Source organism: Rhodococcus sp. NPDC058639 (assembly GCF_042717545.1).
In the GTDB taxonomy this organism is placed as follows: domain Bacteria; phylum Actinomycetota; class Actinomycetes; order Mycobacteriales; family Mycobacteriaceae; genus Rhodococcus.
The window spans coordinates 187,870-207,343 of the sequence record NZ_JBHXRF010000008.1; the positions used below are offsets into that span (position 1 = coordinate 187,870).

Sequence of the window (19,474 nt, forward strand, 5' to 3'; positions counted from 1 at the left end):
CGCCGGAGGTATCCGGCGCGCGACCCCTGTGATCTCGGGGGATTCGGGCCGCTGCGCGAGACGCGCAGCGGCTCCTGCCTCCGGTCAGCGGACCTTGTCGGCCGCTTCCTTCTCGGTCGAGGCGTTTCCGTGGGCCAGCGCCCCGGCGGCATTCTCCAGGTGCGCACGCACGAACCACTGGAACTTCTCGAGCTGACCGGTGTGCCCGATAAGGACGTCTTCGGTGATCGGATCGATCTCGCCGACTTTCTCGAGGGCCTTGCGGTTGCCGGTGATCACACCGTCGTAGACGAGGTCGAGCGCGGCGAGGTGAGCCTGAGCGGTGTCGCGGCCCACCGAGTAGTCGTCCCATGTCCGGTTCTTCTCGATGGCTCCCGGCGTGCCCTTCGGCGATTCACCGAGCGTCGCGATGCGCTCTGCGACTTCGTCCGCGTACCCACGCACGAGTTCAACCTGGGGATCGATCATCTCGTGGACGCCGATGAAGTTGGGACCGACGACGTTCCAGTGAATGTGCTTGAGAGTGAGATGCAGGTCGTTGTACGCGCTCAGGCGCTCCTGCAGGACACGGGCAACTTTCGTTCCGTCCTTGCCGCTCAAACCGGGCACCGTGTATTTCGACATGATTGCGATTCCTCCAAGTGCTTTTGTTTGCGTGGCAATCGCATACCCCGAAAACGGCACTGCTCAAACCCTTCGCACGAGTAACCGCTCGCTGTCAGGTCGTGCGGAGGAGATCCGGCGCGGACATCTCGGGCCGGCGGCGAGCACGTGCCGCCCATCGATGACACAGCAGTACGACCAGAGCCAGTTCGAAGGGCAATCCCCCGTAATACATGATCTGGCTGCCCAGTTCTGCCTGCTCTGTGGAGACGCCGGGAGGCGGGTCCGCGTACAGCGTCTTCGCGAGGATGTTGTGTGCGGCGATAGACACGACCAGCACTGTGGCCCTTAGCCCGAAGGACGTGCGGTGAGGAGAGGGATCCACTCCGACCAGCGAATAGGTGTACAGGTATCCGGCTGCGACGATGTGGAACTCGATCAGCCACATCACCCACGTTCCGCTGTGCATGTACTCGAACAGCCATGTCCGATAGAGAAGCCAGAGCCCGCCGACGTTCAGCGTCGCCGCGACGAGCGGGTGGGTGAGCACTTCACAGGGCCGGGAGCGCAGCGCCCGAGAGACGCGTCGGGCCGAGTGCACGGGGAGCACACGCAACGCGAGGGTGACCGGGGCGGCGAGCACCAGCAACAGCGGTACCGCCATGCCGGCGACCACATGGGACACCATATGGCCCACGAAATCGAAGGATTCGTGGGCAGCACCGTGAGCGTGCTGCGCGCCGTGGCCGTGCGCCGGGCCGTCCGCGGATACCGAGTTCCCCCACACCGCGGCGAGCGCGAGCCAGCCCACCGTCCAACCGGCGGTGCGCGCGAGCGACCACGACTTTGCTGCCGCGGCTGCCGCCCAGTAGGCCACCACGGCGCAGATCGCCACGCTCCAGACGACGAGCGACATCATCGCGATGCCGCCCTCACCGACGCCCGCCGGTACGTGGATGCGACCATCGCAGCACCGCACACGAGCAGCACTGCGGCAAGAATGTTCCACGTCAGGTCGTACGGGAGTAGATCGACCTCGTATCGGATCTGGTGAAGACCCATCAGCTTGTGCTGCACCAGGCCGTCGTACAACTGGAACGCGCCCACCGCCGTCACGAAGCCCCCCACCAGGGCCCGCACCCACAAGGTCCGGTCACGGATCGCCATGACCACCAGATAGAAGCCGGCGACGGTGGCGAACCAGCTGAACGCGTGGAACAACCCGTCCGACACGAGACCCGCCGAGGTGGTGGACCGGTCGTAGAAGTGATGCCAATGCAGTATCTGGTGGAAGATCACCTCGTCCGTCATCGCGACCGCGCCCAATCCGAGGAACGCGCCCGCCAGCAAACTCCTGCCTCTTTCGGGCCGACGCTCCACCGTCGCGCCCTCGACTTCGCTTTTGGTCATGACCAGGGGACTACCCCCGGTGCGGGTGGTCAATCCCTGAGGAAGACCCGTCGCGTGACACCCAGGGGGCACTCCGGTGGGCGTGCACACAAATTTTTTTCAGGCGTGTGTTTCGATGCGGACAATCCGGGTATTCAGGACTTGGATCCGGAGTCGCTCGACATCGGACAAGACAGCGAGGTGGACGCAATGATTGTTCTGGGCCTGATTCTTCTAGTGGTCGGATTCTTCACCGGGATCTCGATCCTGACGACACTGGGTGTCATCCTCCTGGTGATCGGCGTCATCATGGCAATCCTGGGAGCCACCGGCAAGGCCGTCGGTGGTCGCGCCCACTGGTACTGATCCTCAGAACGGTTGAAGTCCGGACGCTACGGCGTCCGGACTTCGGCTGTTATGTGGTACCGGCAAGCCACGAAAGAAAGCCCGTTCGACGGAACCCGACTCCCATGTCCGGGAATCCCGCGTTCGGGCTTTCTGCCGTGATCAGTCCCGGGGCCGTATGGGCCGGCGATGACTGGTATCGCACAGCGGATACAACTCGCTACGCCGGCATCGGCACACTGCCACGACGAACCGGTCCGATTCCGTCACGGACCCGTCCTCGGTCTCGATCCGAACCGGACCGTTCACGAGCATCGGTCCGCCCTTCACTGTGCGGACGACCGTGACGTCCTCTGCGCTGCCGGTAGTCGCGTTCACTACGCGGCGACCGCCCTCACTCCCAGTGCCTGCCCGCACGGATAACCACCACCTCTTCGGTATCGATGCCTTGTTGTGCAAGCTCCACTTCCTGGAGATAGCTCAGGCGCCTCTGCAGGACGGGGCCGAAGGGGATGCGTTCGCGGGCCACGACCGAGCCCGAAAGGCCGGCGGCGCGCACACGCTCGAGTGTTTCGTCGACCCCGGTGAATTCCGAGTGCACGAGCAGCGCGAATCCGCGTGGGGACAAGAGCTGGGGCAAGGAGTCGCACAACGGGTCGAGCACTGATCGCCCGTCCGGGCCCGCATCCCAGCGCGGATCCTCGTTGCTCTGGCCGTTGTCCGGCACATACGGCGGGTTGGAGAGAACCACGTCGAACGGGCCGTGTTCCACGGCCACGTCCAGACTTCCGCGAAGCACCGAAATCGGCAGTCGCCGCGACAGGGCATTCGCACGCGCGGTGAGAACCGCCCTACGTGAAATATCGAGCGCAGTCACCGCGGCGGCCCCCGCCCTGGCGGCCGCGATTGCGAGAAACCCGCTTCCGGTACAGAAATCGAGGACTTTGGCGTCCTGTGCACCTCCGGCGTCGCGGAGCGCCCGCGCAAGAAGAAAAGAATCCTCTTGGGGTCGGTACACGCCGGGCAGACGCCACACTCGAGGGGAATCCGGACGGTCGAGGACTGGAGAAGTGGTCACAGCTACATCACCCCGGGGTTCGATGTGCGGAGTCGACGACTACGCACCAGCCAATGCCTGAGCCGACCGTGTGGAGGGCACATCTTCCCGTCGACGACGCCCACGACGCCCCATCGAGCGGGTATTCGGTCATGGCGGCGAATACCCGCGGCCCAGATCCACGAAACCTGATGTTTACGACCACGGCTTTCTCTGTCAGGACATCACCCGGCGCCCCAGGGCGTGCAGGCCGCGTCGCAGCGGCCCCGTCGCTCGCTGATCCTGAAGCGCGGCGTCGGCAGCATTCCACCCACACATTCCGTGTACCCCGCCGCCGGGGTGCGCTCCTGCGCTGGCCAAATACAGCTTGTTCACCGGGGTCCGCGACCCGCCGAGTCCTGGCGCGGGGCGTAGGAACAACTGCTGGTGGATCTGCGCGGTACCACCGTTGACCGCCCCACCGACCAGGTTGGCGTCAGCCGCTTCGAGATCGGCGGGACGCTGCACCGTCCGGCCCAGAATCGTGTTCCGGAATCCGGGCGCGTACGCCTCGAGCTGGGCATCGACCCTTTCGGCGAGAAGGTCTGCGGACTCGTTGTCGGTGACGCCGCGCGGCAGGTGCGTATATGCCCATGCGCTTTCGGTCCCGGCGGGCGACCTGGTGGGATCTGTCGTCGTCATCTGCCCGACGAGCAGGAACGGGGATTCCGGGACCACCCCTGTCGAGAGATCCGCCGACCAGTGGACCATTGCGTTCGAATCGGCACCGACATGCACGGTGCCCGTCCGGGACAACGACTCCGATCGCCACGGCACAGGACTGGCGAGCGCGTAGTTCACCTTGACCACCGGCGTGTCCCATTCGAATCCCTGCAGGTCGGCACGGGCACGTTCGGTGACGGAGGAACTCTCGAGCAACTTCTCGTACAGCGCTGGCGCCGACACGTCCGCGAGGATCGCCCGGCGGGCCTTCACCCGTCGTCCGCTCGCAGTCCGCACCGCTACGGCGGTTCCGTCGTCGACGTCGATATCGGTGACGCGATCGCCACATCGGATCTGCACACCCGCATGTTCACCGCGGCGGACCAGAGCGTCGGTGAGCGCACCCGCACCACCGACCGGACTCGGGAAACCCACGTCCTGGGCGAGCATGGTCAAGATGTAACCCATCACGCCACTGCCCGGCGCGTCGGGCGGAATGTCGGAGTGCATGGCATTGCCGAGCAGGAGCAGGCGGGCGGCTTCTCCGTCGAACAGTTCCTCGCTCAGGCGACGGACGGGAAGCGCCAGCATCCTGGCGAAGCGCAGAGATTCGGCGGGCCCGAGTGCGCGTAGCAGCGACGTCGAACCCCGAACCGGCGGGAACGGGGAAAGAAGCAGCTTCAGCAGTGAGCTGCGCACCTCGTTCCACTGCTCGACGAGTGTCATCCAGGCTTGCCCGTCACCGGCGCAGCGGCGCTCGAGATCGGCGGCGGTGTCTTCGGCACGGTGCGAGACCACCACCGCGTCCTCGTCGTCGGGACCGAGCGGATGACCGAACGAGTTGGGCGACCGGCTCCAGGTCAAACCGTGGGACTCGAGGTCGAGTGCGGCAAAGGCAGGTGACACGGCTCCGAGCGGATAGAACGCGCTGAACAGGTCGGCCCGGAAGCCCGGATGGAGTTCGGCGCTGCGTACGGCGCCACCGGGTTGCGGTTGCTCCTCGAGCACCAGTACGTCCCAGCCGGCGTCAGCGAGTGCCGCGGCCGCGGTGAGGCCGTTGGGACCGGCACCGATGACGACGGCATCGACAGTCTCGGTGCTCATCGCGCGGGCCCTTCCGGAGTCGCACGTTCCGCGAGGAGCGTCAACCGCGACAGGCACTCCTGATTCCGCGGCCATACCGCAGTCTCCTGGACGAACTCGGGCAGCATGCTCGGTAGCCCGCTCACGACATGCTCGGACATGGTGACCGTCGACCCGCCTCCGGACGCGGGTTCGATCGTCAACCGGATCTCGGCCTGACCGAAAACCCATGCGCGTGCGCGCAAGACGAGTTCCTGCTCGGGGGTCGCCGAGAGGACCTCGGTGCAGTCGTCGAGCAGCATGGGCCACAGTCCGACCGAATGATGGATGCGGCTGCCGACGGCCGGCCAGGTCGCGTCGACCTTCCGGATTCGGGAGGCTCCGACGACCCACGTGGCATAGCTCCACCCGTCCGCCAGGACATCCCACACCCGGCTCGGTGAAGCGGTGGTTTCCCTGCGCGCGACTTTGGTCATCCCCGAATCCCTCCTCGTCCGCGGACCGGCCGGCGGTCCCTGCCGGGGGGCATACCCGCGACCGCTCCGGCCCACACCGGCGCCTCGCGCGCGGGTGTGAGACGAGAAGCGGAGGGGTACCTGAAGCGACATGCCCGCAGACAGAAACGAACCCACACAGTCCGACGACGCGCAACCCGGAGCATCTGCTTTCGTGTTCGCTCCCTCACCCCTGCTGACCGTCACGATCGAAAAAGCGCCGAGCGGGAGCACAGAACTACACGTGCATCCCGGTGGACAGGGTTTCTGGATCGGCCGGATGGCATCCATCCTGGGCATGGACGTGCATCTGTGCGGTCCGTTCGGCGGGGAGTCCGGCGGCATTCTCGTCGACCTCATCGGCCGCGAAGGCATCACGGTCCATCCGGTGTCCGCCGCCTCCGACAACGGCTCCTACGTCCACGACCGTCGCGGCGGCGAACGCGAGGTGGTCGTGGAGGTCGACCCCCCTACGCTCACCCGCCACGAGACGGACGACCTCTTCAGCGCCTCTCTCGGCGCAGGTATGTCCGCCGATGTTGCGATCATCGGCGGACCGCACTGCAACGACGCCATACCCACCGAGCTCTACACCCGGCTCTGCGCCGACCTGTCCGCCTTGAAGATCCCGGTCGTGGCAGATCTCTCGGGTCCGACCCTGACCGCGGCGCTGGAAGGCGGAGTCTCGCTGCTGAAGGTGAGCCACGAGGATCTCATCGAAGACGGCCGCGCCGCCTCGGAGGACCTCGACGACCTCATCACGGCGATGCATTCGCTGCACAAGGAAGGCGCCGCAAGCGTAGTGATCTCGCGTGCGGCCGATCCGGCGATCGCACTGCACGACGGAGTTATCTGGGAGGTCGAGGCGCCCCCGGTCCAGTCGGTGGACCACCGCGGCGCCGGCGACTCGATGACCGCGGGCCTCGCCGTCGGCTACGCCGGCGGTCTCCCGTTCGAGCAAGCTCTGCGGCTCGGTGCCGCCGCCGGCGCAGTCAACGTCACGCGACGAGGACTCGCCACCGGTCAGCGGCACTCGATCGAGAAGATGACCGAGAACGTGCAGGTGCGACGATTGGAGAAGGACCCCACATGAAGGCGCTGATCGTCAACGACGACGGAGTCGACAGTCCAGGACTGGCCGCGCTGGCCCGGGTCGCCGTCGCGGCGGGCCTCGACGTCCAGGTGGCAGCACCCCACATCGAACGCAGCGGCGCCAGCGCAGCGCTGAGTGCCCTCGAAGACGAGGGAAAGCTGAAGGTATCGCGGCGGTCCATTTCGGAGCTTCCCGACGTGGAGGTTCTCGCGGTCCACGCGTCCCCGGCATTGATCACGTTCGTCGCGTCGTACGGCGCCTTCGGCGACACCCCCGACATCGTGCTGTCCGGGATCAACGTCGGACCCAACACCGGTCGCGCGATCCTTCATTCCGGAACCGTGGGCGCCGCTCTCACCGCGGCGGCTCACGGGGCTCGCGCGGTCGCGTTGTCGCTCAACGCATCCGATCCCTCGTCGTGGGACACCGCGGAATACATCGCCGAGCGTGCGGTGCGGTGGTCGATGGAGCACGGAGAACCCGGCGAGGTCCTCAACGTGAACATCCCCGATGTTCCGGTCGACGAACTGCACGGGCTGCGCGAGGCCCAGCTGGCCGAATTCGGTGCGGTTCAGGCCGAGATCGCCGATTCGGAGGAGGACTACAACGATCAATACGATGACGACGACACCCGCACCGTGACGATGTCGTTCCGGGCCATCGACATCCACGGGCCGGACGACACCGACGCCGTGTTGCTGAGCCGCGGGTGGGCCACCGCGACCGTCCTGCAGATGCCGTTCGAGATGGCGGGGTCCGATCTCAGCGACCTCGGTTTCTCCCGGGACGGTGCATCCCCTTCCTGAACGTGCCTCCCGGCACGTGGGTCACAGCACCGACGGCACCGCGCCCCACGTGGATCTCCACGTGGGGCGCGGTGCCGAGTACGGACGGATCGGCTACGGCCGCAGGGCGATCTTGATGGCGCCGTCCTCCTTGCGCTGGAAGATCTCGTACGCGTGCGGCGCCTCCGCCAGGGACAGCCTGTGTGTCGCAAAGGTGTCCACCCCGAGCGGATCGTCGTCGGTCAGCAGCGGAAGGATCTCCGGGACCCAGTGGAGGACGTTGGCCTGGCCCATGCGCAGGCGGATCTGCTTGTCGAACATCGTCATCATGGGCATGGGGTCGGCCATCCCGCCGTACACGCCGCTGAGCGAGATGGTGCCGCCGCGTCGCACGATATCGATGGCCGTGTACAGCGCGTGAAGCCTGTCCACTCCTGCCTTCTCCATCAGGGGCTCCGCGATCGCCGAAGGCAGGAATCCTGCTGCCGTCTGGGCAAGCTTGGCCACCGGCGACCCGTGCGCTTCCATCCCCACCGCGTCGATCACCGAATCGGTGCCGCGCCCGTCGGTGTGGTCGCGGATGATGTCTCCGAGATCGCTGCCCGCATCGCGGAGGTCGATCGTCTCCATACCGCGGGAAGCGGCACGAGCAAGCCGTTCCGGTACCAGATCAACCGCGATCACGCGCGCACCGCGATGCATGGCGATACGTCCTGCCATCTCGCCGATCGGCCCCAGCCCCAGCACCGCCACGGTGCCGCCGTCCGGAATGTCCGCGTATTCCACGGCCTGCCAGGCGGTGGGCAACACGTCCGAGAGGTAAGCGAAGCGGTCGTCCGCCGGCCCGTCGGGAACCTTGATGTGCGTCGAATCGGCCAGGGGCACCCGGAGATACTCCGCCTGCGCGCCCGGCACGCTGCCGTACAGCTTCGAATAGCCGAAAAGCGCTGCGCCACTCCCCTCTTCGCGAACCTGAGTGGTTTCGCACTGCGACTGGAGTCCGTGGTCGCACATGAAGCAACTGCCGCACGATATCTGGAACGGGATGACCACTCGGTCTCCCGGGGTCAGGCTGGTGACACCGGCGCCGACTTCTTCCACGATCCCCATCGGTTCGTGCCCGAGAATGTCGCCGGGCCTCATGAAGGCGCCGAGCACCTCGTACAGGTGCAGGTCCGACCCACAGATGTTGGTGGTCGTGACTCGAATGACGGCGTCGGTCGGTTTCTCGATCTTTGCGTCCGGGACATTGTCGACGCTGACCTTTCGACGACCTTGCCATGTCACTGCCTTCATCGGGAACTCCTCCGCTGTGGATTGCAGGTGATTCCGGGCTACCCGGCCCCCACCGGGGTTAACCGCGCCGATCGGGGTATCCGCCGGGCACGAGATCCCGGATCGACCGATGCGCACCCGCCCCGACCCCACCACGAAGGAGATCGCACGTGACGTCATTGTGGCTCGCACGAGACGCCGAGGCCGGCGCCCACACCAGCGACGATTGGACGCAGCGACGCGAGGTGTACGACACCGTCGTCGTCGGCGCGGGGCTGACAGGAGTCGTCACAGCCTTGCTGCTCGCCAGGTCCGGGCAACGCGTCGCCATTCTGGAAGCCAGGGATATCGGGGCCGTGACCACCGGCAACACCACCGCCAAGGTGAGCCTCCTCCAGGGGACCGCCCTGTCACAGATCTCGCGCCGGCATTCCCGGCCGGTCGTGCAGGCTTACGTGGACGGCAACCTCGGCGCCCAGCGGTGGATCGCCGAGTTCTGCAAGCACAACGACGTGGCGACGGAGACCGCCGACGCCTACACGTACGCCGTGAGCGGCGAGAGCGTGAGCTCAGTGGAGGCAGAACATCGCAGTTGCCGCGCGGCGGGACTGCCGACGCGGACCGTGACCGACACCGAGTTGCCCTATCCCGTCGCCTCGGCGGTCGTGCTGCCGAATCAGATCCAGTTCGACCCGATGCCCATGCTGCGCGCTGCCGTGCGCGAACTTCGGGCGAACGACGGCGAGGTTTTCACCGGGATCCGCGCCGTTTCGGCCGCGACGGACAAGGACGGCTGCACCGTCGAGACCGAATCCGGAAGCGTGCGCGCCGCACACGTCGTACTGGCCACGGGCATGCCGATCCTGGATCGAGGCGGGTTCTTCGCGCGACTCGAACCGGAACGCTCGTATGCCTGCGCGTTCGAGGTGGCCGAGACACCGCCCAGCGGCATGTACCTGTCGGTGGACTCGCCCACCCGCTCGATCCGGACCGCCCCCGCGGCGAGTCCTCACGACGCCTCCTCGTCCGGCAACGACCGCCGCCTGCTGCTCGTCGGCGGCAACGGCCACGTGGTGGGCCGACACAAAGGATCGACTCGTGCTGCCGTCGCGGACCTCGTCGCGTGGACGCAGCGGCATTTCCCGGGAGCGAAGCCGGTCGCGCGGTGGTCGGCGCAGGACTACAGCACCCTCGATTCGCTGCCGTACGTCGGTCCACTGCTCCCGACAACGGACCGCCTGTGGGTCGCGACCGGCTACGGCAAATGGGGTATGACCAACGCGGTCACCGCCGCGCACCTGCTGAGCACCCGGATCACCGGTGAACGCGATCCCGAGATAGAGGCATGGGCACCCGGGTATTCGGCGTGGAGCCCGTCCCAGCTGTTCGATGTCCCGAGCGCGGTCAAGCTCAACGCGGGCGTGGGCATCAACCTCGCCCGCGGATGGTGGAGCGCAGAGACCAGCTCGGACTCCGCGACCGCACCTGGCGAAGGCGAGGGGCGCGTCGCGCGCGACTGCGGCCTTCCGGTCGGCATATCCACGGTCGACGGCCGGACCCAGCGGGTGTCGGCGGTGTGCCCGCACCTCGGAGGGGTACTGCGCTGGAACGACGAAGAAGCGTCCTGGGACTGCCCCCTGCACGGCTCCCGCTTCGCCGCCGACGGCACCCTGCTCGAAGGACCGGCGACGAGTGACCTACATCGCCGCTGACCGCGACGTTTCCTGACGCACGGCCCGGGGTAACCGGGTCCGGATCGAGAAAGGCACGATAGACATGACTACAGCGGGACAAGGCCGTCTGGCGGGGCGCAGGTTTGCCGTCCTCGCCACCGACGGTGTCGAAGAGGTCGAGCTCGTCGAGCCCTGGAAGGCCGTCGAAAACGAGGGCGCAACACTCGAACTGTTGTCGCTCCGGACCGGCGAGATCCAGGCGATGCAGCAGGATGTGAACGAAGCCGGCAAGTACCCTGTGGACCGGGCGGTAGCCGACGCGAATGTCTCCGATTTCGACGCATTGCTGCTGCCGGGCGGCACCACCAACCCCGATCACCTGCGCCAGGATCCCGACGCTGTCGCCTTCGTGCGGGACTTCGTGCAGTCGGACAAGCCCGTCGGCGTGATCTGCCATGGGCCGTGGACGTTGGTCGAGGCCGGAGTCGTGGACGGCCGCACGTTGACCTCGTATCCGAGCGTGCGCACCGACATCAGGAATGCCGGTGGAACCGTCGTCGACAAAGAGGTGGTCATCGATCGCAACCTGGTGTCGAGCCGGAACCCGGACGACCTTCCCGCCTTCTGCGCGGCGGTCATCGACGTGGTCGCCGAGGCAGGTTCGGCTCGCTCCTGACCGAGACAGGTGACGGGGAAACCGTCCGATAGTGCACGTGCCGTGTTGTGAGAAGAACTTGTTGTGAGAAGAAAGGACCCCTCGACGATGGTTGAGGCCCACACCCTCCCCGGCCCCGCTGCGGCGACGCCTTCGCCCGCCGCGGCCGTGGCACGTTTCAGCACCGCCGAAATCAAGCGCCGCATCGACGCGATGTTCGACGAAGTGCAGGCCGTCGACGTGGAGCGGTTGGAGGCGTGACTTCCCAGCTCACAGCCTGCCGGCCGCATACTGATGCGAAAGTTGAACAACGATGAGTGAGACGTCCTCCAATCGATTCGTGGTCGTGGCCAACCGGCTTCCGGTGGACCTGGAGACTTCGCCGGACGGCGGACCAGGGGTGTGGCGGCGGAGCCCCGGCGGACTCGTGACGGCACTCGAACCGGTCCTCCGTTCTGCCGACGGCGCGTGGGTCGGCTGGCCCGGCACCCCCGACGTGGACCTCGACCCGTTCGTCGAGGAGGGCTTGACCCTCCATCCGGTGCGATTGAGCGAAGCGGAAGTCACGGAGTACTACGAGGGCTTCTCCAACGAAACGCTCTGGCCGCTCTACCACGACGCGGTGATCGCGCCCACGTTCGACCGCGACTGGTGGCGCACCTACGAGAAGGTCAACCGGCGGTTCGCCGAGGAAGCCGCTCGGGCGGCAGCGCCCGGAGCCACCGTGTGGGTTCACGACTACCAGCTTCAGCTGGTCCCCCGAATGCTCCGCGATCTGCGCCCCGATCTGAGGATCGGGTTCTTCCTGCATATCCCCTTCCCTCCCACGGAACTGTTCCTCCAGCTGCCGTGGCGTAAGGAGATCCTCGAAGGACTCATGGGTGCCGACCTTGTCGGCTTCCACCTGCCCGGCGGCGCCGAGAACTTCCTGTACCTCGCCCGGCGACTGCTCGACCTCCCGAGTTCGCCTCGCGGAACTACCGGGGGCGGCACCATCGATCTCGGGGATCGTCGCGTGCGGGTCGGCGCGTATCCGATCTCGATCGATTCCGCACAGTTGCGCGACCACTCGGTTACCGCCGCAACGAAATTGCGCGCCAAGGAGATACGTGCCGAACTGGGCGACCCGGAGACAATTCTCCTGGGTGTCGACCGGCTCGACTACACCAAGGGGATCAGCGTCCGGCTCGAGGCACTGCGCGAGTTGCTCGTCGAGGGCACGCTCGACCCCGAAAAGGTCGTCATGGTCCAGCTCGCCACCCCCAGCCGCGAGCGGCTCTCCGCGTACGCGTCCTTGCGCGACGACATCGAACGGCAGGTCGGAAACATCAACGGCGAGTTCGGGCAGCTCGGACGGCCCGTGGTGCATTACCTGCACCGGCCCGTCGATCGCGACGAACTCGTAGCGATGTACGCCGGGGCAGACGTCATGGTTGTCACCCCGTTCCGCGACGGGATGAATCTCGTCGCGAAGGAGTACGTGGCGTGTCACGGCGACGGGAGTGGGGCGCTCGTGCTCAGCGAGTTCGCGGGGGCCGCCGCGGAGTTGCGGCGTGCGCACGTGGTGAATCCGCATGATCTCGAGGACGTCAAACGTGCCGTGGTGAACGCCGTGGGAGAAGACCGGGCGACCGCCGCCCGCCGAATGCGTTCCATGCACAAACACGTGATGGCGCACGACGTCGACCGCTGGGCGAACTCGTTCCTGGCTCATCTCACCGAGGATCGGTGAAAGCGGCCACCCACATGTGACGCACAGGATAGGCACGCCCACCGACGACCCTCCCCACAAGTGGCCTGTGATCCGTCATCGCCTCGTTCGAGGCGGTGGCGAGGGTCCCCGGCAGGTGCCGCATAATCGAGCCTATGACGGACCGCAGGATCCCGGAGGAGCCCGCCCTGGCGTGGAACGCCGGCGACGGCGCGACCCAGCATGTGGGTAGCTTCAGGTACTTGCTCGCGGACGACACCTGGGAGTGGTCGGATGCCGTCGCGAGGATGCACGGTTACGAGCCCGGCACCGTCACACCGACCACCGACCTGCTTCTTCAACACAAACACCCCGACGACAAAGAACACATCGCGATACTTCTCGACGCGGTCCGTTCGGCGGGTGAACCGTTCAGTAGCCGGCACCGGATCATCGACACCGCAGGGAACGTAAAGCGTGTCGCCGTGATCGGGGACCGGCTCCTCGACGAGGACGGCACCCTACTCGGTACCTCGGGCTTCTATCTGGACTTGTCGGACGCCTTCGAGGAAGAGGTCCGCGAGGGTGTCGACCTGGCCGTGAACGCACTGGCCGAATCCCGCGCCGTGATCGAACAGGCCAAAGGCGCGCTCATGCTCGTGTACTGCATCTCGCCTCAGCACGCCTTCGAGGTGCTGGCCTGGCGGTCGCAGGAAACCAACGTCAAACTTCGGGTGCTCGCGGAGCAGCTCGTCGCCGACATCACCGCGGGCCCCGGCACCGAAGCGATGAGCCGGACGGAGTTCGACCATCTGCTCATGACGCTGCACGAGCGCGTCGGGAGCGAGTAGCAGGAGGCCAACTTCCGTGCCCGCTCATTCGTCCACAACGGTGCGGAGAGCGCAGAGCCCGGCGGAGTTCAGAGTTGGCGGAGCTCAGAGCAGCACCGCGACGATGACCGCCACGAAGATCGCCACGATCACGGCGATGGAAATCAGTGCGACCCATCCACTGACGGGAAAGTGGTTTCTCGTTTCCGGTTCCGGAGCGGACAACCCGGAGGTCTGGCCGGACTCAGGCGGCGTGGAACCGGGACTGACCCCGCCTCCCGGCTCCAGGTCGGGTGTCGTGGCCGGATCGGGATCGGTGTTGCGGTGCGGTTCGGGATCGGAGACAGTCACATATCCTCCTCGAGGTCGTCGCTTCGGTTCGTGAACGGCGGGTTCGCTGCCCTACTCGGCGTTCCCCCGGGGAGTACCCGGGCCCCGCTGTTCGAACCGCGCCGACGGCATCCGGCCCCGACGAACGTGCTCCACGCCGGGGATTAGATACCGGTGTACGGGGTAGTCATCGTGTAGTGCCCCGCGCACGGACGAGCAGTTCGGCAACACCGCCAGAATCCGGGCGTGACGCAAACGGACGATCGAAATTACTTACAACACAGGATATTCCATGACACCTGACGTCAAGAACCCCCGGAACGACTCACGGCTCGCACGCACCGCGATGTGGTATGCGGCAGGCGTGATCGCGCTTGCCGCCGTCGTCGCGGCAGGTGTGATCGTGTGGGCGGCCCTCAACACCGGCGATACCTGCGCCGACGCGGACTTCGCGGTCTGTACCGACCCCGCTCGCGCGATCCTCGCATTCGGTCCGGTTCTGATCCTGCTCCTCGGCGGGCTCGGCGCTTTCGTGCAGACCTACCGGGTGTGGCAGGCGGCCGACAGGTGGCAGATCTGGCACGGCACCGGATGGGCGCTGTTCGTACTGATGGTGCTCTACGCGGGCTTTGCCGCCGGGATAGCGGTTTAACCGCTCGCCCGGTGCGCCCGGGGGCGCCGTACTCAGGACGCCCGGTCGAACCCGAGCGTGGCGAGAGCGTTGTCGAGCGACGAGTGCGCGACGACGGGGATCGTGGCTCCGAGCACGCGGAACAAGCGCTGGACGGGCCTGCCCCCTACCAATGCCCAGGGATATCCGCCCCCTCTGCTGTGCGTCTCCAGGTCTTCGAAGACCCTGAGACCGACAGCGCCGAAGAAGTCGACGTCGGAGAGGTCGAGCACGATGCGGGACGATTCGAGGTGGCGGGCTGCGAAGTCACGCAAGGCGAGCGCATTACGGATGTCGATCTCTCCACGCACCCTGATCTGGATGACGTCGGAGCCGATCGGCAGGGCACTGAATTCTGCTCCGAACCACTGCTCGACCGGGACGTCGGAGGGTGCCGGGCAAACCGACCACGTAGACGCGGCCGACCATCGATGAGGCGATGCGATTCGCTGAGAAACTGTCATGACACTTCCCAACACGGACGATGTTGATAAGCGCGACGACAGCGGTGGCACTCCGGCTACGTACCGAAAAAACCTCGAGGCCGCGTGGCGCTTTCGAGTTCCCGGCTGTGTGCTCAACCTTCCCAAAACTGTAGTGCAACCGGCGCCAGCTCTCAACCGCCGACCGGCGTCCCGGGTGTCCCGACCCGGCACAGATCGACAGTCTCGCCAGTTGGTCGACGGCCGACTGCGAGCGTGGCCGTCCCGCGCGGCGCGAATCTGCGCGCGTAATGAATTCCGAGGCGCGCCGGAATCGCAATCGAGATGTGCAGCACCGGAAGGCACTTGGTGTGATCCTGACAACCGCTGACGCTAGGCGTTACTCGAGGCGGGTGTCGTGATCATGCCTCCGACAGCGCCCACGACGTGCGTCGCAGGCCCCGATTTTCCGGCCCGAGGCGGGCGGGATTCCAGGCATACGTCGAGTAGGCAACGACCTCGACGGCGAGGAGGGGCCCAGGCCGTGACCTCGACCCGCTACTCCTGCGGGAACGGTCGCCGAAGGGGCCACTTTCCCTGCTCATGAGGTAGGCGGGAGGTTGAACATGCGGCAGTGTGGGTAGCCTTGCCCAGACCCCTATAGGAACGACCCCCCTGACCTGCTTCGACCCCCTCTTGGAGATCAAAACCTCATGGCCAATTCCGCGTCGATCGAATCGGCACGAGACCACACCACCCCGGTAGTCGAACTGCGAGTCCAGGCCGACCCCGCCCAGCTGTCCGTACTTCGTGCTGTTGCGGCCGCGATCGCGCTGCAACACGACTTCGATCTCGATACGGTGGCCGACGTGAAACTCGCCGTGGACGAGGCCGCGACCCGTCTCATCATGGGTGCACCGGATGGCGCTACCCTCTCGTGCAGCTTCCAGCTGATGCCGGGCCGGCTCCGTATCGCCTTGACCGCCCCCACCGCGAACGCCAACGCGGTCGGGCAACCCCGTTCGTTCGGGTGGCACGTGCTCAACTCGCTGACCGATTCCATCTCCGTGTCGTCGGAGGATCACGGGGACGGCACCCATTCCACAATCGATATGTCCATCGCAGAAGGTAGTGCCGCTCGGTGAGCCGAAATCCAGCAAGATCGAGCGACGAGTACGCCGACGTAACCGAAACCTTGAGCAAGCTCCTGACGCTGAGTCAGGACGACCCGGAACGGTCGGCGATTCGCGATGCGGTCGTCGAGCGCTGCCTGCCGCTCGCCGAGCACATCGCGCGCCGCTTCGACGGCCGAGGTGAAGCGTTCGAGGACCTGCTTCAGGTCGCGCGCCTCGGCCTCGTCAATGCCGTCGACCGCTTCGACACCGAACGCGGGTCCGACTTCGTGTCGTTCGCGGTGCCGACGATCATGGGCGAGGTCCGGCGTCATTTCCGCGACACCGGATGGGCCGTGCGCGTTCCGCGTCGCATGAAGGAACTCCACCTCTCCTTGAGCAAGGCGACCTCCGAACTCTCGCAGCACCTGGGCAGGGCCCCTACAGCAGCGGAACTCGCGGCAGAACTGGGGATCGACCAAGAAGAGGTCATGCAGGGCCTGGTTGCCGGCAACGCGTACCAGACCGTGTCCGTGGATCGTTCGTCCCCGTCGGGTGACGACGGCCTGACACTGGCCGACACACTCGGCGACTACGACGCGGCCCTCGACGAGGTGGAGAACCACGAGGCACTGCGTCCACTGCTCGAGGCGCTTCCCGCCCGCGAACGCACGGTGGTTCTGCTCCGGTTCTTCGGCAACATGACCCAGACGCAGATCGCCGAGCGTGTCGGGGTGTCGCAGATGCACGTGTCCCGCTTGCTCACCAAGACGCTCGCGCAACTGCGCGAGCAACTCGGCGACAACTTCTGATCGCAGATACCCCCGAACAGCACGCCGCCCCCGACCGGATTCCGGTCGGGGGCGGCGTGGTGTCGGGCGGGTTGCGACTACCCGGCGTTCGAGGACGCCCGGCGCCGGAGCCTGCGTGCAGCGGCCACGAGGTTGCGCAGCGACGGCTCGAGCTGCCAGTAGTGACGCGTCTTGAGCCCACCGTCCGGGTTCGCCCACAACCGGTCGAGCTCCACGGATTGTGCTGCCTCCGAGAGCAGTTCGTCGAGCTCGTCGATGTCGGGGATCCGGGCGGACCGGGATTCGTACACACCCGGCCCGACACCGTGGGACAGCGCCCCGTCCTTGATCGCTTCGAGCACCCAGCCGATGGACCGCGTTGCCACGATGGCGGTGACGTCCGCGTCCAGTCGTTCGATCGCGTCGACCACCGACTCCTGACCCGAGTAGGTCAGGTGCGTATGGATCTGCGTCTCGGGTTTGGCGCCACCGGTCGCGAGACGGAACGCGTCGACCGCCCAGTCCAGGTACTCGGCCCGGCCGTCCTGCCGCAGCGGAAGCAACTCGCGGATAGCGGGTTCGTCGACCTGGATGATCGCGATGCCCGCTCGCTCGAGATCGGCGATCTCGTCACGGATCGCGAGCGCGAGTTGATCGGCCGTTTCGTGCAGAGGCTGGTCCTGCCGCACGTACGAACGGGCCAGCATGGTGACCGGGCCGGTGAGCATTCCCTTGACCGGCTTGTCCGTCAATGACTGAGCGAACGAAATCCACTCCACCGTCATCGGTTTCGGCCGCACGATGTCGCCGTACAGAACCGGTGGACGAGTACAGCGCGAACCGTAGGCCTGCACCCACCCGAAGTGGGTGGTCGCGAAGCCCTCCAGCAGTTCGGCGAAGTACTGCACCATGTCGTTGCGTTCGTGCTCACCGTGCACGAGCACATCGAGTCCGATGTCCTCTTGGAGACGGATTGTGGACTCGATCGTTTCCTGGATGCGCTTGACGTACTCCTCCCACGACAGCCGTCCCTGCCCCAGCTCGTACCGAGCCTTGCGGGTCTCGTCGGTCTGCGGGAACGACCCCAGCGTCGTGGTCGGCACGGGCGGAAGATTCAGCCGTGCCTGTTGCGCAGCCCGCCGCTCCTCGTACGGTGCGCGGTGGCGATGCGCGGGCGTCAGCGCGTTCATCCGGGCTCGGACGGTGTGCTTCTGCTTGAAGTGCACCGACACCGGTGGCCTCCGCCACCGCTCCTCGGCGCCGGTGGTCAGCGCCTTCGCGAGCGAGACCACCTCACCGACCTTCTGCTTCGCGAATGCGAGGCGGTCGGCGACATCACCGGGGATGTCGTACTCCACGAGCAGGTCGTACGGGACGTGCAGCAACGAGCACGACGTCGAGACGACGAGGTCCGGCGCAATCGCCGCGATCGACTGGATGTATTCGAGGGTGCGACGGCGATCCGTCTTCCAGACGTTGCGTCCGTCGACGACACCCGCGTAGATCCGCTTCCGCTTGAGACCGGGCACTGCCGCGAACTCGTCGGCGCTCATCCTGCCGTTGACGAGATCGAGACCGATCGCCTCGACCTTCGACGCCGCCAGGATGGGGAGCGCCTCACCGAAGGATCCGTACGGTCCCGTGACCAGGATGCGCGGACGCAGCGGGGCATGCGCCAGCACGTCGTATGCGCGGCGCAGCGCGGCCAGTTCGTCGTCGCTGCGATCCTCGGTGAACGACGGCTCGTCGAGCTGGACGCACGTGGCGCCGGCGCGGGCGAGCTGCTCGAACAGCTTCTCGTACTGCGGGAGCAGCGAATCGAGAAGGTCGAGGGTCCGGAAACCTTCTTGTGCGGAGGCCGGCGCGACCTTGGACAGCAGCAGCAGCGACACCGGGCCGAGCACGACGGGCCGGAGTTCGATGCCGTCGGCCTTCGCCCGTTCGAACTCGTCGAGAACCGCTGCCGAGTTCAGCTCGAAGACCGTGTTCTCGTCGAGTTCCGGCTGGCGGTAGTGATAGTTGCTGCCGAACCAGCGCACGAGCTCGAGGGGCGGGAAATCCTCACGCCCGCGGCACATCGTGAAGTAGAAATCGAGCGGGTCGAGTTCACCCAGCAGTGGGCGGAACCGGTTGGGGACCGCGCCGAACAACAGGGCGTTGTCGAGCACATGGTCGTAGTAGGAGAACGTGTTTCCGGGGACCTGGGTCAGGCCGGTCGCTGCGAGCTCGCGCCAGGTGTCTTCCTGGATGTCGCGGGCGACGGCGACGAGTTCGTCGCGCGTGCTCGTGCCGTGCCAGTAGGACTCGAGAGCACGCTTGAGTTCACGGCGGGGCCCGATACGCGGATACCCGAGGATGCTTGACCCGTATCCGTCGGCAGGAGTTGCCATGTCGGAGTCGACCTTTCCCTCATGCACTTCGCGCCCGTGCACCGGCAGCCGGTGCGTGAAGCACTGCTGTCGGAGCACGGGCGCC

General features: G+C 66.4%; 22 protein-coding genes. 11 read left to right on the forward strand and 11 right to left on the reverse strand.

The window, feature by feature from the left end:
• Positions 1 to 84: 84 nt before the first annotated feature.
• From ACFWU2_RS17420 to ACFWU2_RS17430, 3 genes are all read right to left on the reverse strand, one after another.
• Entirely contained in the window at positions 85 to 624 is a 540-nt protein-coding gene (locus ACFWU2_RS17420; protein WP_378608420.1) for a Dps family protein, read from the reverse strand.
• A 94-nt stretch (positions 625 to 718) separates the two neighbouring features.
• On the reverse strand, positions 719 to 1,522 hold the full coding sequence (locus ACFWU2_RS17425; RefSeq protein ID WP_378608423.1) for a cytochrome c oxidase assembly protein: 804 nt from the start codon (positions 1,520 to 1,522) through the stop codon (positions 719 to 721).
• A complete protein-coding gene (locus ACFWU2_RS17430; protein ID WP_378608426.1) occupies positions 1,519 to 2,013 on the reverse strand; it encodes a DUF2243 domain-containing protein in 495 nt (164 codons plus the stop codon). Before ACFWU2_RS17430 ends, ACFWU2_RS17425 begins: the two co-directional genes overlap by 4 nt.
• Before the next feature lie 189 nt (positions 2,014 to 2,202).
• Between ACFWU2_RS17430 and ACFWU2_RS17435 the strand changes: the two genes are divergently transcribed.
• Entirely contained in the window at positions 2,203 to 2,358 is a 156-nt protein-coding gene (locus ACFWU2_RS17435; RefSeq protein ID WP_378608744.1) for a DUF6131 family protein, read from the forward strand.
• Between the two features lie 141 nt (positions 2,359 to 2,499).
• Here ACFWU2_RS17435 and ACFWU2_RS17440 read toward each other — a convergent pair whose 3' ends face one another.
• The 4 genes from ACFWU2_RS17440 to ACFWU2_RS17455 all read right to left on the reverse strand — a co-directional run bounded on the left by ACFWU2_RS17440 (position 2,500) and on the right by ACFWU2_RS17455 (position 5,655).
• Positions 2,500 to 2,652 carry a CDGSH iron-sulfur domain-containing protein gene (locus ACFWU2_RS17440; protein WP_378608747.1) on the reverse strand — a complete coding sequence of 51 codons (153 nt, stop codon included), beginning with the start codon at positions 2,650 to 2,652 and terminating at the stop codon, positions 2,500 to 2,502.
• A 79-nt stretch (positions 2,653 to 2,731) separates the two neighbouring features.
• A complete protein-coding gene (locus ACFWU2_RS17445; protein WP_378608750.1) occupies positions 2,732 to 3,355 on the reverse strand; it encodes a HemK2/MTQ2 family protein methyltransferase in 624 nt (207 codons plus the stop codon).
• Between the two features lie 255 nt (positions 3,356 to 3,610).
• A complete protein-coding gene (locus ACFWU2_RS17450; RefSeq protein ID WP_378608429.1) occupies positions 3,611 to 5,200 on the reverse strand; it encodes a phytoene desaturase family protein in 1,590 nt (529 codons plus the stop codon).
• Positions 5,197 to 5,655, reverse strand: a complete 459-nt coding sequence (locus ACFWU2_RS17455) for an SRPBCC family protein (RefSeq protein ID WP_378608432.1) — start codon at positions 5,653 to 5,655, stop codon at positions 5,197 to 5,199. Before ACFWU2_RS17455 ends, ACFWU2_RS17450 begins: the two co-directional genes overlap by 4 nt.
• A 130-nt stretch (positions 5,656 to 5,785) precedes the next feature.
• Here ACFWU2_RS17455 and ACFWU2_RS17460 point away from each other — a divergent pair, with 130 nt between their 5' ends.
• A complete protein-coding gene (locus tag ACFWU2_RS17460) occupies positions 5,786 to 6,766 on the forward strand; it encodes a 1-phosphofructokinase family hexose kinase (protein ID WP_378608434.1) in 981 nt (326 codons plus the stop codon).
• Positions 6,763 to 7,572, forward strand: a complete 810-nt coding sequence (surE, locus tag ACFWU2_RS17465) for a 5'/3'-nucleotidase SurE (RefSeq protein WP_378608435.1) — start codon at positions 6,763 to 6,765, stop codon at positions 7,570 to 7,572. The genes ACFWU2_RS17460 and surE overlap by 4 nt, the downstream gene beginning before the upstream one ends.
• A 93-nt stretch (positions 7,573 to 7,665) precedes the next feature.
• Here surE and ACFWU2_RS17470 read toward each other — a convergent pair whose 3' ends face one another.
• Positions 7,666 to 8,847 (reverse strand): zinc-dependent alcohol dehydrogenase, encoded by a 1,182-nt coding sequence (locus ACFWU2_RS17470; protein WP_378608436.1) that lies wholly within the window; start codon positions 8,845 to 8,847, stop codon positions 7,666 to 7,668.
• Positions 8,848 to 8,996: 149 nt separating this feature from the next.
• On the opposite strand from ACFWU2_RS17470, the gene ACFWU2_RS17475 reads away from it, so the two are divergent.
• The 5 genes from ACFWU2_RS17475 (at position 8,997) to ACFWU2_RS17495 (ending at position 13,695) form a co-directional block, all read left to right on the forward strand.
• The gene (locus tag ACFWU2_RS17475; protein WP_378608438.1) at positions 8,997 to 10,538 is read left to right on the forward strand and encodes an FAD-dependent oxidoreductase; all 1,542 of its coding nucleotides are present in this window, start codon (positions 8,997 to 8,999) and stop codon (positions 10,536 to 10,538) included.
• Positions 10,539 to 10,602: 64 nt separating this feature from the next.
• Positions 10,603 to 11,175, forward strand: a complete 573-nt coding sequence (locus ACFWU2_RS17480; RefSeq protein ID WP_378608441.1) for a type 1 glutamine amidotransferase domain-containing protein — start codon at positions 10,603 to 10,605, stop codon at positions 11,173 to 11,175.
• Positions 11,176 to 11,262: 87 nt separating this feature from the next.
• Positions 11,263 to 11,415: a hypothetical protein gene (locus ACFWU2_RS17485; protein WP_378608444.1), complete on the forward strand. Its 153-nt coding sequence runs from the start codon at positions 11,263 to 11,265 to the stop codon at positions 11,413 to 11,415.
• Between the two features lie 52 nt (positions 11,416 to 11,467).
• Entirely contained in the window at positions 11,468 to 12,886 is a 1,419-nt protein-coding gene (locus ACFWU2_RS17490) for a trehalose-6-phosphate synthase (RefSeq protein WP_378608446.1), read from the forward strand.
• A gap of 134 nt (positions 12,887 to 13,020) precedes the next feature.
• Complete coding sequence (locus ACFWU2_RS17495) at positions 13,021 to 13,695, forward strand: PAS and ANTAR domain-containing protein (RefSeq protein ID WP_378608449.1); 675 nt, start codon at positions 13,021 to 13,023, stop codon at positions 13,693 to 13,695.
• Positions 13,696 to 13,779: 84 nt separating this feature from the next.
• On the opposite strand, the gene ACFWU2_RS17500 is transcribed toward ACFWU2_RS17495, so the two are convergent.
• Complete coding sequence (locus ACFWU2_RS17500) at positions 13,780 to 14,025, reverse strand: DUF6480 family protein (RefSeq protein ID WP_378608452.1); 246 nt, start codon at positions 14,023 to 14,025, stop codon at positions 13,780 to 13,782.
• A 271-nt stretch (positions 14,026 to 14,296) separates the two neighbouring features.
• On the opposite strand from ACFWU2_RS17500, the gene ACFWU2_RS17505 reads away from it, so the two are divergent.
• A complete protein-coding gene (locus ACFWU2_RS17505) occupies positions 14,297 to 14,656 on the forward strand; it encodes a hypothetical protein (protein ID WP_378608455.1) in 360 nt (119 codons plus the stop codon).
• Positions 14,657 to 14,688: 32 nt separating this feature from the next.
• Here the strand turns inward: ACFWU2_RS17505 and ACFWU2_RS17510 are convergent, their stop codons facing one another.
• Positions 14,689 to 15,138 (reverse strand): STAS domain-containing protein, encoded by a 450-nt coding sequence (locus tag ACFWU2_RS17510; protein WP_378608458.1) that lies wholly within the window; start codon positions 15,136 to 15,138, stop codon positions 14,689 to 14,691.
• Between the two features lie 671 nt (positions 15,139 to 15,809).
• Here ACFWU2_RS17510 and ACFWU2_RS17515 point away from each other — a divergent pair.
• Positions 15,810 to 16,241: an ATP-binding protein gene (locus ACFWU2_RS17515; RefSeq protein WP_378608461.1), complete on the forward strand. Its 432-nt coding sequence runs from the start codon at positions 15,810 to 15,812 to the stop codon at positions 16,239 to 16,241.
• The gene (locus ACFWU2_RS17520; RefSeq protein ID WP_169619316.1) at positions 16,238 to 17,020 is read left to right on the forward strand and encodes a SigB/SigF/SigG family RNA polymerase sigma factor; all 783 of its coding nucleotides are present in this window, start codon (positions 16,238 to 16,240) and stop codon (positions 17,018 to 17,020) included. The genes ACFWU2_RS17515 and ACFWU2_RS17520 overlap by 4 nt, the downstream gene beginning before the upstream one ends.
• A 77-nt stretch (positions 17,021 to 17,097) precedes the next feature.
• Here ACFWU2_RS17520 and metE read toward each other — a convergent pair whose 3' ends face one another.
• Positions 17,098 to 19,389, reverse strand: a complete 2,292-nt coding sequence (gene metE, locus ACFWU2_RS17525; protein WP_378608464.1) for a 5-methyltetrahydropteroyltriglutamate--homocysteine S-methyltransferase — start codon at positions 19,387 to 19,389, stop codon at positions 17,098 to 17,100.
• Positions 19,390 to 19,474: the final 85 nt, after the last annotated feature.

Coding starts and splice junctions, on each gene's coding strand:
- ACFWU2_RS17420 (WP_378608420.1), bottom strand. CDS start 624: ATGTCGAAATACACGGTGCCCGGTTTGAGCGGCAAGGACGGAACGAAA.
- ACFWU2_RS17425 (WP_378608423.1), bottom strand. CDS start 1,522: ATGATGTCGCTCGTCGTCTGGAGCGTGGCGATCTGCGCCGTGGTGGCC.
- ACFWU2_RS17430 (WP_378608426.1), bottom strand. CDS start 2,013: ATGACCAAAAGCGAAGTCGAGGGCGCGACGGTGGAGCGTCGGCCCGAA.
- ACFWU2_RS17435 (WP_378608744.1), top strand. CDS start 2,203: ATGATTGTTCTGGGCCTGATTCTTCTAGTGGTCGGATTCTTCACCGGG.
- ACFWU2_RS17440 (WP_378608747.1), bottom strand. CDS start 2,652: ATGCTCGTGAACGGTCCGGTTCGGATCGAGACCGAGGACGGGTCCGTG.
- ACFWU2_RS17450 (WP_378608429.1), bottom strand. CDS start 5,200: ATGAGCACCGAGACTGTCGATGCCGTCGTCATCGGTGCCGGTCCCAAC.
- ACFWU2_RS17455 (WP_378608432.1), bottom strand. CDS start 5,655: ATGACCAAAGTCGCGCGCAGGGAAACCACCGCTTCACCGAGCCGGGTG.
- ACFWU2_RS17460 (WP_378608434.1), top strand. CDS start 5,786: ATGCCCGCAGACAGAAACGAACCCACACAGTCCGACGACGCGCAACCC.
- surE (WP_378608435.1), top strand. CDS start 6,763: ATGAAGGCGCTGATCGTCAACGACGACGGAGTCGACAGTCCAGGACTG.
- ACFWU2_RS17470 (WP_378608436.1), bottom strand. CDS start 8,847: ATGAAGGCAGTGACATGGCAAGGTCGTCGAAAGGTCAGCGTCGACAAT.
- ACFWU2_RS17480 (WP_378608441.1), top strand. CDS start 10,603: ATGACTACAGCGGGACAAGGCCGTCTGGCGGGGCGCAGGTTTGCCGTC.
- ACFWU2_RS17485 (WP_378608444.1), top strand. CDS start 11,263: ATGGTTGAGGCCCACACCCTCCCCGGCCCCGCTGCGGCGACGCCTTCG.
- ACFWU2_RS17490 (WP_378608446.1), top strand. CDS start 11,468: ATGAGTGAGACGTCCTCCAATCGATTCGTGGTCGTGGCCAACCGGCTT.
- ACFWU2_RS17495 (WP_378608449.1), top strand. CDS start 13,021: ATGACGGACCGCAGGATCCCGGAGGAGCCCGCCCTGGCGTGGAACGCC.
- ACFWU2_RS17505 (WP_378608455.1), top strand. CDS start 14,297: ATGACACCTGACGTCAAGAACCCCCGGAACGACTCACGGCTCGCACGC.
- ACFWU2_RS17510 (WP_378608458.1), bottom strand. CDS start 15,138: ATGACAGTTTCTCAGCGAATCGCATCGCCTCATCGATGGTCGGCCGCG.
- ACFWU2_RS17515 (WP_378608461.1), top strand. CDS start 15,810: ATGGCCAATTCCGCGTCGATCGAATCGGCACGAGACCACACCACCCCG.
- metE (WP_378608464.1), bottom strand. CDS start 19,389: ATGGCAACTCCTGCCGACGGATACGGGTCAAGCATCCTCGGGTATCCG.